The sequence below is a fragment of the Microbacterium esteraromaticum genome, assembly GCF_900163815.1.
Taxonomy (GTDB): Bacteria; Actinomycetota; Actinomycetes; order Actinomycetales; family Microbacteriaceae; genus Microbacterium; species Microbacterium esteraromaticum_B.
On record NZ_FUKO01000009.1, the window covers coordinates 45,713 to 59,266 of the forward strand.

Annotated in this window: 12 protein-coding genes; 3 read left to right on the forward strand and 9 right to left on the reverse strand. The window is 65.5% G+C overall.

Annotation, left to right across the window (positions count from 1 at the left end; translation table 11 throughout):
- The first annotated feature begins 24 nt into the window (after positions 1–24).
- A complete protein-coding gene (gene qcrA, locus FM104_RS02205; RefSeq protein WP_087129829.1) occupies positions 25–1,101 on the forward strand; it encodes a cytochrome bc1 complex Rieske iron-sulfur subunit in 1,077 nt (358 codons plus the stop codon).
- Positions 1,098–2,909 (forward strand): cytochrome bc1 complex cytochrome b subunit, encoded by a 1,812-nt coding sequence (gene qcrB / locus FM104_RS02210; RefSeq protein WP_087129830.1) that lies wholly within the window; start codon positions 1,098–1,100, stop codon positions 2,907–2,909. Before qcrA ends, qcrB begins: the two co-directional genes overlap by 4 nt.
- 729 nt (positions 2,910–3,638) lie before the next feature.
- Here qcrB and FM104_RS02215 read toward each other — a convergent pair.
- The 5 genes from FM104_RS02215 to FM104_RS02235 all read right to left on the reverse strand — a co-directional run bounded on the left by FM104_RS02215 (position 3,639) and on the right by FM104_RS02235 (position 8,678).
- Positions 3,639–4,061 (reverse strand): cytochrome c oxidase subunit 4, encoded by a 423-nt coding sequence (locus FM104_RS02215; RefSeq protein WP_087129831.1) that lies wholly within the window; start codon positions 4,059–4,061, stop codon positions 3,639–3,641.
- Between the two features lie 3 nt (positions 4,062–4,064).
- A complete protein-coding gene (gene ctaD, locus FM104_RS02220) occupies positions 4,065–5,801 on the reverse strand; it encodes an aa3-type cytochrome oxidase subunit I (protein WP_179206636.1) in 1,737 nt (578 codons plus the stop codon).
- 3 nt (positions 5,802–5,804) lie between these two features.
- Positions 5,805–6,707 carry an aa3-type cytochrome oxidase subunit II gene (gene ctaC, locus FM104_RS02225; RefSeq protein ID WP_087129832.1) on the reverse strand — a complete coding sequence of 301 codons (903 nt, stop codon included), beginning with the start codon at positions 6,705–6,707 and terminating at the stop codon, positions 5,805–5,807.
- 90 nt (positions 6,708–6,797) lie between these two features.
- Entirely contained in the window at positions 6,798–7,160 is a 363-nt protein-coding gene (gene erpA / locus FM104_RS02230; protein ID WP_087129833.1) for an iron-sulfur cluster insertion protein ErpA, read from the reverse strand.
- Positions 7,161–7,259: 99 nt separating this feature from the next.
- Complete coding sequence (locus FM104_RS02235) at positions 7,260–8,678, reverse strand: dipeptidase (RefSeq protein ID WP_087129834.1); 1,419 nt, start codon at positions 8,676–8,678, stop codon at positions 7,260–7,262.
- A 44-nt stretch (positions 8,679–8,722) separates the two neighbouring features.
- Between FM104_RS02235 and FM104_RS02240 the strand changes: the two genes are divergently transcribed.
- The gene (locus FM104_RS02240; RefSeq protein ID WP_087129890.1) at positions 8,723–9,286 is read left to right on the forward strand and encodes a DUF3043 domain-containing protein; all 564 of its coding nucleotides are present in this window, start codon (positions 8,723–8,725) and stop codon (positions 9,284–9,286) included.
- A gap of 105 nt (positions 9,287–9,391) precedes the next feature.
- Here the strand turns inward: FM104_RS02240 and FM104_RS02245 are convergent, their stop codons facing one another.
- From FM104_RS02245 to FM104_RS02260, 4 genes are read right to left on the reverse strand one after another with little or no spacing between them, the layout of a single operon-like run.
- The gene (locus FM104_RS02245) at positions 9,392–10,414 is read right to left on the reverse strand and encodes a quinone-dependent dihydroorotate dehydrogenase (protein WP_087129835.1); all 1,023 of its coding nucleotides are present in this window, start codon (positions 10,412–10,414) and stop codon (positions 9,392–9,394) included.
- A gap of 10 nt (positions 10,415–10,424) precedes the next feature.
- The gene (nrdR, locus tag FM104_RS02250) at positions 10,425–10,925 is read right to left on the reverse strand and encodes a transcriptional regulator NrdR (protein ID WP_087129836.1); all 501 of its coding nucleotides are present in this window, start codon (positions 10,923–10,925) and stop codon (positions 10,425–10,427) included.
- 24 nt (positions 10,926–10,949) lie between these two features.
- Positions 10,950–12,269, reverse strand: a complete 1,320-nt coding sequence (gene hisD / locus FM104_RS02255) for a histidinol dehydrogenase (RefSeq protein ID WP_087129837.1) — start codon at positions 12,267–12,269, stop codon at positions 10,950–10,952.
- A 4-nt stretch (positions 12,270–12,273) separates the two neighbouring features.
- Positions 12,274–13,473: a hypothetical protein gene (locus tag FM104_RS02260; protein ID WP_087129838.1), complete on the reverse strand. Its 1,200-nt coding sequence runs from the start codon at positions 13,471–13,473 to the stop codon at positions 12,274–12,276.
- Positions 13,474–13,554 lie beyond the last annotated feature (81 nt).

Here is a 13,554-nt window from a genome sequence, read left to right on the forward strand (position 1 = left end):
GAAGAGTTACGTACGAGGAGCACCATGGCAAACGACGACGACACGCAGGCTCTTGACAGGGCCTACCAGCCCTCCCCCGGGCTGGGCGTCGCAGTCAGCGATCCCGCGCAGAATCCGGGACTGCCGCCGCACCGCCAGCGGATGACCGATAAGGATCCGCGGGCGGAGAAGGCAGCAGTCCGCACGGTCTACACCCTGTTCTACCTGTCACTGGCAGGCAGTATCTGGGCAGTAGCGGCATACATGCTGTTCCCGATCGAGAGCGGCGCACTCATCGACGTGCGCTACAACAACCTCTTCATCGGTCTCGGCATCGGTTTGGCGCTGCTTGCGCTCGGACTCGGCGCGATCCACTGGTCGAAGGCCTTGATGTCCGACAAGGAGTTCATCGAGGAGCGGCACCCGACGCGCGGTCGCGATGCGACGCGCGAGGCCGCAGTCGAGGTGTTCGCGGAAGCGAACGAGGAATCCGGTTTCGGCCGCCGCACGATGATCCGCAACTCGCTGATCGCCGCCGTGGTCGCCTCGATCGTCCCCGGCGTCACGCTGTTCCGCGGACTCGCCCCGTTCGCCACTCCGGACAACCCGATCGCCGGCGACCCGGTCGCTCTGCTGCAGCACACGATGTGGGACACCGGCACACGACTCGTCCGCGACCCGGATGGCACGCCCATCCGCGCCGCCGATGTCACACTCGGCTCGGCCGTGCACGTGATCCCCGAGGGCCTCAACGAACTCGGTCACGCTGGCGGCCTGCTCGAGGAGAAGGCGAAGGCGATCGTTCTGCTGATGCGTCTGCGTCCGGAACAGCTCGTCGAAGCCGACGACCGCAAGGACTGGTCCTACGACGGCATCGTCGCGTACTCGAAGGTCTGCACCCACGTCGGCTGCCCCGTCGCCCTTTACGAGCAGCAGACGCACCACCTGCTCTGCCCCTGCCACCAGTCGCAGTTCGATGTGACTGAACACGCCAAGGTCATCTTCGGCCCGGCTGCGCGCCCACTGCCGCAGCTGCCGATCGCCATCGACGATGAGGGCTACCTGATCGCGCAGAGCGACTTCAAGGAACCCGTCGGCCCGAGCTTCTGGGAGCGCCATTGAGTACCGCAACTCGTAACGAGGACACCAAGCAGAAGCCTCTCGGCGGACGCTTCATCGGCGCCACGGCGAATTACATCGACGAGCGCACCAGCCTGTCCGGCTTCGTCAAGGAGCTGGGACGCAAGATCTTCCCGGACCACTGGTCCTTCATGCTCGGCGAGATCGCGCTGTGGAGCTTCGTCGTCGTCTTCGTCTCGGGAACGTTCCTGACGTTCTTCTTCCAGGCGACGATGGTTCCGACGCACTACACCGGCGCATACGAGCCGATGCGCGGCATCGAGATGTCGGCGGCTCTCGAGTCGACCCTGCGGATCTCCTTCGATCTGCGCGGCGGCCTGCTGGTCCGCCAGATCCACCACTGGGCGGCTCTCGTCTTCGTGGCCGGAATCGGCATCCACATGCTCCGCGTTTTCTTCACAGGTGCGTTCCGCAAGCCGCGCGAGCTCAACTGGGTGATCGGCTTCGTGCTGTTCATCCTGGCGATGGCCGAGGGCTTCACCGGCTACTCGCTGCCGGACGATCTGCTCTCGGGCAACGGTCTGCGCATCATCGACGGCATGATCAAGGGTCTTCCGCTGATCGGCACCTGGACCTCGTTCCTGCTCTTCGGCGGCGAGTTCCCCGGCAGCGACATCGTCGGTCGCCTCTACACCGCACACATCCTGCTGCTCCCGCTGCTGGTGATCGCTTTCGTCGGCCTGCACCTCATGCTGATGATCATCAACAAGCACACGCAGTTCGCCGGTCCGGCACGCACCAACAGCAACGTCGTCGGATACCCGATGATGCCGGTCTACATGTCGAAGATGGGCGGCTTCCTGTTCATCGTGTTCGGCACGATCGTGCTGATCGCCACGTTCTTCCAGATCAACCCGGTGTGGAACTACGGACCGTACGACCCCTCCCCCGTGTCCGCGGGAACGCAGCCTGACTGGTACATCGGCTTCGCCGACGGTGCCCTGCGCCTGGCGCCGCCGCACCTCGACATCGTGATGTTCAACCACACGCTGTCACTCGGGATCCTCATCCCGGTCGCCGTTCTGGGTCTGTTCATCGTGCTCGTCGCGCTCTACCCCTTCATCGAGGCGTGGATCACGGGCGACAAGCGCGAGCACCACATCGCCGAGCGTCCGCGCAACGCAGCCACGCGCACGGCGATCGGTGCCGCAGGCGTGATCTTCTACGCCGTGATGTGGGCGGCGGCGTCGTCCGACTTGATGGCCACGCACTTCATGCTGACCATGGAAGGCGTCATCCACACGCTTCAGGCGCTGCTGATCGTCGGACCGGTGCTCGGTTACTTCATTACGAAGCGCATCTGCCTCGCGTTGCAGAAGAAGGACCGTGAGATCGTGCTGCACGGTTACGAGTCCGGCCGCATTGTGTGTCTTCCCGGTGGCGAGTTCGTCGAGGTGCACCAGCCGGTCGACACGTACGACCGCTGGAAGCTCATCGACTACTCCACCTACGAGCCGCTCGTCGTGCGCCCGAACGAGAAGGGTCGCATCCCATGGCACGAGAACCTGCGTTCGTCGATCTCGCGCTGGTTCTTCGAGGACCGTCTGCAGCCGCTGACGCAGGCTCAGATCGAAGAGGCGGATGCTCACCAGCAGCACGCACTCGCACAGGATGCCGCGATCGAGTCGCAAGAGATCATCGAGGCCCACGCCCGCGCCGGCGTGACCTCCGAGGATGACATCGCGCCGGTGGATCCGAGTGTGGGCGAGACGCCGAACACACCGAGCTCGGTCATCGCGAAGGATCCGGCCAAGAAGCCGAACAAGAAGAAGTCGGAAGACAGCGAGTAGATTCGCGCTCTTCGCACTGATGGCCCTGTCCCCTGCGGACAGGGCCATCACTGGTTTGATCGCCAGCACTGCTTCCGCCAGCACTGTCTTCCGCCAGCGACCTGTGGTCGGCGGACGCCTCACCCCGTGACCGACCAGGTGATCGTCCGGCGCGCTGTGTGTCGCCTGCGCGCTCTGTGCGGCGTCGGCCGGTTCGGTTCGTTCTGGCAGACGCATTGCGGCGGGAGATGAGCTCAATCGTCAAGCAACACAGAAGCGGCGACCAACCCACCCAGGATGCAAGAGAAAAGCGGCAGTAGGCAGCAACAGGACCGCGTTGCAGGCCGCCGCCAATGCCCGCACCTCGATCCCGGTGCGACATGTCGAGCCCACCGGGAGCGCGCCCAGAACGACGTGAGTGACAGCGTAGTTCGGGGAGCCGCTGGTGGATCACGTTGCGAGTACAGGCTCGCGGGATCGCAAGGCTCAGTCGTGCCGTGGAAGCCATCCCAATAGCCGCTCACGTCAGGCGCTGAGCATGCCCACCTTTTGCCAGACGCCACGGGATCTCACGGGCGCCCACTGCGCTCCCCTGCTCGGCTGTGACTCTGGACAAGACTGCAGATCAGTCTTCGTGCGACGCACTACCGGTGTTTGGGACGCGGCAGCAAGCTCATACCGCCGAAGCCGTCCACGACACGCAGAACGCCCCGGAGGATGACCTCCGGGGCGTTCTGACAGCAAGTGGATTCAGCGGGCGAAGTGACCGCGGTAGAACTCGTACACCCAGCCGACGATCGCGACCACGAAGATCGCGATACCGATCGGGAGCAGGAAGTGTCCGACAGCCAATCCGAGCAGGAAGACTGCTGCGGAGCCAGCGAGCACGACCGGCCACCACGACCACGGTGCGAACTCGCCGAGTTCAGGGTCACCGTCGTCGGTGTCAGCGGTGAGGACGTCTTCGGGGAGCTCGCCGCCCTGCGCCTGATAGGTCCGGCGCAGGTAGATGGCGATCATCGCCCCCATGAAGCCGACGAAGAGCAGCGCGATGGTGCCGACCCACTCGACAGCCAGGTGGTTGGGGTCGAGCAGACTCCAGACGGTGTAGATAGCCGAAGCGGTGGTGAAGAAGGCGGTGATGATCCACCACACAACGATGTTACTGCGCATGGCTTACTTGGCCTCTCCGTCTACGGCGCCGGCGGGAGCCGCTACAGGCTGCTCCGCTGCCTCGGGGTGGTTCATGTCGAAAGCGGGGCGCTCACTGCGGATCCGCGGGATCGAGGTGAAGTTGTGACGCGGCGGCGGGCACGAGGTCGCCCACTCGAGCGATGCGCCGTAGCCCCACGGGTCGTTGACGGTCACCTTCGGAGCCTTGCGAGCGGTGATCCACACGTTCAGGAAGAACGGCAGCATCGACGCGCCGAGCAGCATGGCACCGATCGTGGAGACCTGGTTGCCCCACTCCCAGTTGTCGTACGTCGAGTAGTCGGCGTAACGACGCGGCATGCCCTCAACACCCAGCCAGTGCTGCACGAGGAAGGTCATGTGGAAGCCGATGAACAGCATCCAGAAGTGGATGTAGCCAAGACGCTCGTTCAGCATCCGTCCCGTCCACTTCGGCCACCAGAAGTAGAAGCCGGCGAACATGGCGAACACGACCGTGCCGAACACCACGTAGTGGAAGTGCGCAACGAGGAAGTACGTGTCACTGAGGTGGAAGTCCAGCGGCGGCGATGCCAGGATCACGCCGGTGAGGCCACCGAACACGAAGGAGAGGAGGAAGCCCAGCGAGAACACCATCGGTGTCTCGAAAGTGATCGATCCTCGCCACATCGTGCCGATCCAGTTGAAGATCTTCACGCCCGTGGGCACGGCGATCAGCATGGTCATCAGCGCGAAGAACGGAAGCAGCACACCACCGGTGACGTACATGTGGTGCGCCCACACGGCCACCGACAGCGAGGCGATCGCGATCGTCGCATAGACCAGCGTCTTGTATCCGAAGATCGGCTTGCGGCTGAAGACCGGGAAGATCTCGGACACGATGCCGAAGAACGGCAGCGCGATGATGTACACCTCGGGGTGGCCGAAGAACCAGAACAAGTGCTGCCAGAGGAGCACACCACCATTGGCCACGTCGTATACGTGAGCTCCGAGAACACGGTCGGCTGCGGCAGCCAGGATCGCGGCGGCGAGCACGGGGAACGCCATCAGGATCAGCAGGCTGGTGATCAGCGTGTTCCACGAGAAGATCGGCATGCGCCACATCGTCATGCCTGGGGCACGCATCGTGATGACCGTGGTGATGAAGTTCACCGCACCGAGGATCGTACCGAAGCCCGACATGCCGAGACCGAGCATCCAGAGGTTTCCACCCGCACCGGGCGAGAACGTCGCGTTGGCCAGTGGCTGATAAGCGAACCATCCGAACGCGGCGGCACCCTGCGGGGTGAGGAAGCCTGCGACGGCCATGATCGAGCCGAACGTGAACAGCCAGAAGGCGAAGGCGTTCAGACGTGGGAAGGCCACATCGGGAGCACCGAGCTGCAGCGGGAGGATCGCGTTGGCGAAGCCGGCGAACAGCGGCGTCGCGAATATGAGCAGCATGATCGTGCCGTGCATCGTGAACAGCTGGTTGTACTGCTCTTTGGTCGGGACGATCTGCATGCCGGGTGCGAACAGTTCCGCACGGATGACGAGAGCCATCACGCCGCCGAGGAGGAAGAACATCACCGACGCGATCAGATACATGTATCCGATGGTCTTGTGGTCAGTGGACGTGAGCCACTTGACGACGATGTTGCCCTTCTGCTCCACGCGGGTGGAGGTGAGCAGCGCTGCCTGACGCGGCGGCATGGTGTTGCGGCCAGCGCCTGGCGTCGTCTGAGGTTCAGCTGTGGTCGTCATGGCTTACTCCTCTTCCTCTGCACCCGTGCTCGCGCCGGTGCCAGGGAGATTGCTGAGTCGATCGTAGGCGTCATTGATGTCGCCCGTGTTTCCTTCTTCGCGGAGGGTGTCGAGGTACGCGTCGTACTCGTCCTGTTCGACGACCTTGACGTTGAACAGCATCATCGAGTGGTACTCGCCGCAGAGCTCCGCGCACTTGCCGTCGTATTCGCCGACTCGCGTCGGGATGAACGACCAGGTGTTGTCCCGGCCGATGTACATGTCCTTCTTGTACAGGAAGTCGATGATCCAGAACGAGTGGATGACATCGCGCGATTGCAGGTGGATGGTGACTTCCTTGTCGACGGGAAGCAGCAGCGTCGGAAGTGTCTCGCGGTCGACGATGTTGCCTTCCTCGTCGGCCTGCGCCTGCACGCCCATCGTCCAGACGGCGTCGGAGTTGTCTTCCTTCTCACCGTCGTACTGGAAGTCCCAGGCCCACTGCTTGGCGATCGCGGTGATGGAGACGTCGGGGTCTTCCCACTGCGTCTCGATCTCCGCCTGGTCACGGGCGGTGAAGAAGAACATTCCGAGAACGAGGATCAGCGGGATCACCGTGTAGAGGATCTCGATCGGCATGTTGTACCGGAGCTGCACCGGGAGTCCGGTCTGTCCCTTGCGGCGACGGTAGGCCACCAGTGCCCAGCCCATCAGACCCCAGGTGATGAGTCCCACGAGCAGCAGCACCACCCACGAGGTCACCCACAGACCGGCAACTCGGTCGGTCTGGTTGGTCGCTGCGGGGCCGTCCTCCACGAAGCCGGGTAGGAAGCCGTGAAGTTCGGCGGGAGAACATCCTGCCAGGACCACAGCTGCCGCGATTCCCAGGGGAAGAGCGGCCCAACGAAGGCGGTGTTTCGAGGGCACGATGCACCTTTCAGATCTCGGACAGGAGCAAACTCAAGTCTAGGGCAACCTCACACCCGATTCATGCCAACCACGCAGGTTGGCGCTGTCTCAGTGGAAACTGTCTCCGCACGCGCAGCTGCCGCCGGCGTTGGGATTGTCAATCGTGAAGCCCTGCTCCGAGATCGTGTCCTTGAAGTCGATGGACGCACCGTCGAGGTACGGAATGCTCATGTTGTCGACAATGACCTCGACGCCGCCGAACTCGACGGTCTCGTCGCCTTCGAGGAATCGCTCATCGAAATAGAGCTGGTAGATCAGCCCAGAGCATCCGCCGGGCTGAACGGCGACGCGAAGTCGCAGATCATCGCGACCTTCCTGCTCCAGAAGGCTCTTCACCTTCTGGGCGGCTGTGTCCGTCAGCGAGATGTTGTGCGGGACGGTGACCTCTTCGGTCAGGGTGTTGTCGCTCATTTGTCACTCCTTGCAACATGCAGCACGGGCTGCTGCTCACGGTCGATTCTATCCCGGCTCGCGGTTATCGGGTTGGTTTCCGCAGAGACGCCCGGGTTGTCAGGATGCTGTGTCGCGGGCGTTCATCCGGACGAGCATCAGTGCCTCTGTGCGCACCGCGTTGCGGAACGTCTCCAAGTGCAGCGACTCATTCGGGCTGTGCGCTCGCGAGTGCGGGTCCTCGACCCCGGTGACCAGGATCTCGGCGGCGGGGAACTCGCGCACGAGATCCGCGATGAACGGAATGGAACCGCCGACACCGAGGTCGACAGACGGCACGCCGTACCCGTCTGCCATCGCATTGCGCGTCAGCTGCACGGCCCATCCGGCCGTATCGACGAGGAAGCCGTTGCCCAGGTCGACGTCGGAGAACGTCAGCTCGGCACCGAAGGGCGCGTGCGCGCGCAGGTGGGATTCGATGGCCTCATACGCCTCGCGAGCATCCTGGCCGGGCGCGACGCGGGCGCTGATGACCACGCTCACCTCGGGAAGCAGCGTGTTGGAGGCTTCGGCGACACTGGTCGCGTCGATCCCCGTGATCGTGATCGACGGCTTGTTCCAGATGCGGCCGAGGATGTCATCGCGTCCGATCGGCGACGTCGTCTCCAGCAGGCCGGTCTCATCGCGCAGCGTCGCCTCGCTGTACTCCGGCGTCCCGCTGCCGGAGCGACTGCTCATGCCCTCGACGGCGACGGCGCCATCCCCGTCCCACAGCGTCGACAGCAGGGTGACGGCCGCCATCATGGCGTCCGGCACTGCACCGCCGAACATTCCCGAGTGCGATGCGTGCGCGAGAGTGCGCACCTTCAGCGTGAAGCGCGCGTTGCCGCGCAGTGAGACAGTCAGTCCGGGCGTGCGCGAATCGAGGTTGCCGGAGTCGGCGACGACGATGGCATCCGCTCGCAGTGCGTCAGCGTTGTCACGGAGGAATCGCGCGAAAGAGCGGGAGCCGTACTCCTCCTCCCCCTCGATGAACAGTGAAACACCCAGGTCGAACTCGTCGCCGAGCGTCTCGCCGACGGCGCGCAGCGCAGCGATGTGCGCCATGATGCCCGCCTTGTCGTCGGCGGCGCCACGGCCGTAGAGCCGCCCGCCGCGCACGGTCGGCTCGAACGGCGGTGATTCCCACAGCTCGTCATCTCCTGGAGGCTGCACGTCGTGGTGCGCGTACAACAGGATCGTGGGCCGACCGTTGCGTGCCGCACGAGTGGCGAGCACTGCGGGCTGGCCGAGTTCCTCGGTGTCGTCGATGTGTGCGCGCAGCACCCGCACCTCGTCGAAGACTCCCGTTCCACGAGCCAGGTCTGCGACAGCATCCGCGCTGCGCTCCAACTGCGTCTGGTCAAAAGCCGGCCAGGCGATGCCGGGGATGCGCACCAGCGTGCCGATGTCAGACACGGCGGCAGGGATGCCGAGAGCAACGGCTTCGAGGACTGCGGGCTCGAACGGGGAGGGATCCGGCGATGCTGTTGTAGTCATGCGAGTAATCTTAAGGTGAATCCGAATGTGAACTGAGGTTGAACGTGCCCAATCCCACCCCTGCCGCCAACGACGACGCCCCTGAGACGCCCGCCGTGGGCAAGGGACGCGCGACACCGACGCGCGCCGAGCGCGAAGCCGCGAATCGCCGCCCGCTGGTCGCCAACACCAAGGAGGCCCGCGCGGCGGCGAAGGCCGACCTGCAGGTGCGCCGCGAGCGAGCGCGGGTGGGCATGGAGAAGGGCGAGGACAAGTACCTTCCCGCCCGCGACAAGGGCCCTCAGCGCCGGTGGGTGCGCGACTACGTCGACGCGGGGTGGCACGTCGCGGAGTGGCTGATGGCCGCGATGCTGCTGGTCATCCTGTTGAACCTCGTGCCGATCCAGAACATCCAGCTCTGGGCGATGGCTGCACTCTGGGGGTTCATGCTGATCGCGATCACCGACATGGTGATCCTCAGCATCCGCGTGAAGAAGAAGGCCGCCGCGAAGTTCGGTGCCGACCGTCGCGAGAAGGGCCTCGGCTGGTACGCGGCCATGCGCGCGCTGCAGATGCGGTTCATGCGTCTGCCGAAGCCGCAGGCCAAGCGCGGACAGTACCCCGACTGATCCCGCCGCCGCACTCAGACCGTCGCTTCGCGCCGCCCTGAGCCTCGGCGGCGCGTGGCCCCTCTTCAGGCCGGCCACCTACCAGCTTTCCGTGCTGCGCCGGAATCAGCGCCGACGCAGGCCGCGGTTGATCTGCCGCGCCCAGAGCGGACCGCGGTAGAGGAATCCGGTGTACCCCTGCACGAGCGTGGCACCGGCATCCAGTCGTTTCTGCACATCCTCTGCGGTCTCGACGCCGCCGACAGCGATGACGCAGAAGTCAGCGGGGACGGATGCTTTCACAACCGCCAGAACCTCCAGCGAGCGCTCTTTGAGCGGTGCGCCGGAAAGCCCGCCCGCACCCGCAGATTCGACCACCGAAGAGTCCGTCTGCAGCCCGTCCCGCGAGATCGTCGTGTTGTGCGCGATGATGCCTGCGAGACCCTCCTCGACCGCGAGGCGAGCGATGCCGGCGATCTCGTCGTCGGGCAGGTCGGGGGCGATCTTCACCAGCAGAGGCGTAGCGCCAGCGGCGTCTTTCACCTCGCGCAGCAGCGGAGCCAGCGTCTCCACCGCCTGGAGGCCGCGCAGACCGGGTGTGTTGGGCGACGAGACATTCACGGCGAGATAGTCCGCGAGCGGCGCGAGCACGGTGGCGGATGCCACATAGTCGGCGTTCGCATCTTCGACTGCGACCACGCGACTCTTGCCGATGTTGACGCCGATGACCGCTCGCGGTGCACGGCGGCGCAGCGCCCTGAGCCGCCGTGCTGCCGCCTGTGCGCCTTCGTTGTTGAAGCCCATCCGGTTGATGACCGCACGGTCGGGCACCAGACGGAACAGCCTCGGCTTCGCATTGCCGTCCTGCGCGATCGCGGTGACCGTGCCGATCTCGACGTGGCCGAAGCCGAGCGCGTCGAGCCCGCGCACGCCGATCGCGTTCTTGTCGAAGCCCGCGGCGACGCCGAACGCCGACGGGAAGGTCAGCCCCAGCGCGTGCACCTGCTGTGTGGCATCTGGGGCGGTGAGGGCGCGTGTCGCCCATGAGAACGGCCGCAGACCGAGCACGCGAATGACCGCCATAGCGGCGTGGTGCGCGAATTCGGGATCGAAGCGCGTGAGGACGTGGCGAAAGAGCAGTGAATACATCACTGTCAGATTACCCGTCGGCTGAATCCGCCTTGACCGCGTCCGGGTGATTCTCCGCCGATGCGGTGTGATCGGCGCGCAGGTCTCCGATGGCGCGCTCGAAGTCCTCGAGGGAATCGAACTCCTGGTAGACGCTGGCGAATCGCAGGAAGGCCACTTCATCCAGTTCGCGCAGCGGTCCGAGAATCGCGAGCCCGATCTCGTTCGTGTCGAGCTGCGAGACGCCGGTCTGGCGAATCACCTCTTCGACCTTCTGTGCGAGCACGGCGAGGTCAGCCTCGGTCACGGGCCGGCCCTGGCATGCCTTGCGCACGCCCGAGATGACCTTCTCGCGGCTGAACGACTCGAGCACGCCCGATCGCTTGATGACCATCAGGCTTGCCGTCTCGGTGGTCGAGAAGCGCCCGCCGCACTCCGGACACTGCCGTCTGCGACGGATCGACAGACCGTCGTCGCTGGTGCGCGAGTCGATGACGCGGGAGTCCGGATGCCGGCAGAAAGGGCAATGCATGATCCCTCAGCGTACCCGCTCGGTTCAGAGTGACCTGGGAGCCTCGACGAAGCGCGCCTCGACCGCATCGCCGTGCGCCGGCAGCACCTCGGCATTCGCCAGTGCGATCACTCCCGCTCGCACCCGTTCGAGCGCGGCGTGGTCGTACTCGATGATCTGCTGCGCGCGCAGGAAGGTGTACGCACCGAGGCCCGCCGCATAGCGCGCCTGTCCGCCGGTCGGGAGCACATGGTTGCTGCCGGCCATGTAGTCGCCGAGGCTGACCGGTGTCTGATCTCCCACGAAGATGGCCCCGGCACTGGTGAAGTGCTCGGCGGCATCGGCCGCGTCAGCAAGGTGCAGTTCCAGGTGCTCGGGCGCATAGGCGTTACTGAACGCCTCTGCCATCGCACGGTCGTCGACCAGGATGATCGCAGACTGCGGACCGTCGAGGGCTGCCGCCACCCGATCGGTGTGCACGGCGGATGCTGCGAGAGCGGCCACCTCGGAGGCGACCCTCTCTGCAAGCTCTGCGGAGTCGGTGACGAGCACCGCAGAAGCCTGTTCATCGTGTTCGGCCTGGCTGATCAGGTCGGCCGCGATCAAGCGGGGGTCGGCTGCGGCATCCGCGACGACGAGAATCTCGGTTGCGCCGGCTTCAGAGTCTGTGCCGACGACCCCGGCAACGGCCCGCTTTGCCGAGGCGACGTAGTTGTTCCCGGGTCCCGAGACGACATCCACCGGGTCGAGGGCGAGGGCGGGGACTCCGTAGGCGAGGGCGCCGATGGCCCCGGCACCGCCCATCGCGTAGACCTCGTCGATGCCGAGCAGAGAGGCGGCGGCGAGGATCGTCGGGTGGATGCGGCCATCGTGGTCGGCTTGCGGAGGAGAGGCGAGAGCGATGTTCGTGACACCGGCGACCTGTGCCGGGACGACGTTCATCACCACGCTCGATGAGAGCGGCGCCTTGCCGCCCGGAATATAGACGCCGGCGCGGGCGACCGGCTGCCAGCGCTGCGTGATGCGAGCGCCCGGGCCGATCTGTGTGGTGCGACCGGTGGGCACCTGCGCCGCAGAACCCTGACGCACGCGGGCGATCGCCTCTTCGAGTGCGGCGCGCACAGCCGGGTCGACCGCGTCTGCCGCTTCGGCGATGTGCGCGGCCGGCACCCGTATCGCGTGTCCGCTGACGTGGTCGAATCGCTCTGCCTGGTCACGCAGCGCCGCCTCGCCATCGGTTCGCACCGCATCCACGATGCGCACTGCGGCTTCAAGCGCTTCCGCTCGGGCCTGAGCCGCTCGAGGCACAGCGGCGAGCATGTCGGCGGGTGCAAGGCTCTGCCCGCGGAGATCGATGGTGCGCACGCACTCAGCCCTTCGTCATATCGGAGATGTCGTGGAGATAGCCGATGCGACCATCATCATGGCGCACCACATACGCGCCGCCGCGGTCTTCGATCACGAGCGTCCATGCGCTCGGCCCGATGCGGAACAGCGGCTGGCCGCGCTCGTCGAAGACCTCGCGTTCGCTTGCGGCAAGCACCCAGAACGGCTCGGGTTCGGTGGCCTCGGGAAACACCGGCGCCAGGACGTGCTCAGCGGGGATGTCAGCGGATGTGCGCACGGAAGTCGAATCCTCGGCGGCTGGAACAAACTCCACGACGGGAGCGGCCGAGTGGTCCGGTGACGGCTCTGGGGCCACCGGCGGTGCTGTCGGCGAGTGCGACCACGGGAGGTCGCCGATCACGTCGGTGAGCGTGAAGTCGGAGCTGTCACCGGCACCATCCGCGGCGAGGTCATTTTCGCCACGGTCATTCGCAGCCGGGTCGTCGGCATCCCGGGCATCAGTGTCACGGTCATTCCCGCCACGGTCATCCGCAGCCCAGTCATCGGCGTCGCGGTCGTCGATTGCCGATTCATCCGCGAGGTCTGCGTCGTCCGCGGGATCCGCGGGATCCGCAGCAACGAACTTTCCGACCGGGGCGGGCTTGGGTCGTGCGATCACGGGCCGCACCGGGTTCGCATTGCGGTGCGCAAGCGTCTCCATCCGGCCATGGAAGTCTTCGCGCAGACGCGGGATCAGCGGGGCGGCCACCGTCGATGCGACCAGCACCAGCGTGGCGACCTGGGCGATTATCGTCACCCATCCCACCAGGAACGCACCGGTGGCGAGGGAGGCCGAGATCTGGCCCCAGAGCAACTGCGCCCAGGCGATCGCGGCGACGGATGCTGCGACCGAGGCGAACTGGTCGATCCCCAGCGACCCGACCCGGCGGATGCCGTCGGGCGAGAATCTGCGCAGCACGATCAGGAAGACGGCCAGAGTCGGAACGCCGATGGTCAGCAGCCAGCTGATGCCGCTGGTCCACACCGTGCCGCCACGGGTGACCACAGGCAGGAAGGAGACGACGAACGCGACCAGCCATGCACCGATGATCACGAGCTCGCGCACGGTGAATCCGAGCACGCCGTATTCCGGCGCGACCTGCTCTTCGTAGAGCACCGCTTCGCTCTCGGGATCGGTGAAGAACTCGTCGGGCTCCTCGCGCATTGGGCTGTCGATGCTCATTGCGTGTGCTCTCCTTCCGTCGCCGCGTGCGTGCCGTGCGACGCGTCCCGATATTACCCCGCTGTGCGAAACGCGACGTGC

Bases quoted from the DNA above. Each gene is read 5' to 3' on its own strand.
- qcrA (WP_087129829.1), top strand. From the start codon at position 25: ATGGCAAACGACGACGACACGCAGGCTCTTGACAGGGCCTACCAGCCC.
- FM104_RS02215 (WP_087129831.1), bottom strand. From the start codon at position 4,061: ATGCGCAGTAACATCGTTGTGTGGTGGATCATCACCGCCTTCTTCACC.
- ctaD (WP_179206636.1), bottom strand. From the start codon at position 5,801: ATGACGACCACAGCTGAACCTCAGACGACGCCAGGCGCTGGCCGCAAC.
- erpA (WP_087129833.1), bottom strand. From the start codon at position 7,160: ATGAGCGACAACACCCTGACCGAAGAGGTCACCGTCCCGCACAACATC.
- FM104_RS02235 (WP_087129834.1), bottom strand. From the start codon at position 8,678: ATGACTACAACAGCATCGCCGGATCCCTCCCCGTTCGAGCCCGCAGTC.
- FM104_RS02245 (WP_087129835.1), bottom strand. From the start codon at position 10,414: ATGTATTCACTGCTCTTTCGCCACGTCCTCACGCGCTTCGATCCCGAA.
- nrdR (WP_087129836.1), bottom strand. From the start codon at position 10,925: ATGCATTGCCCTTTCTGCCGGCATCCGGACTCCCGCGTCATCGACTCG.
- FM104_RS02260 (WP_087129838.1), bottom strand. From the start codon at position 13,473: ATGAGCATCGACAGCCCAATGCGCGAGGAGCCCGACGAGTTCTTCACC.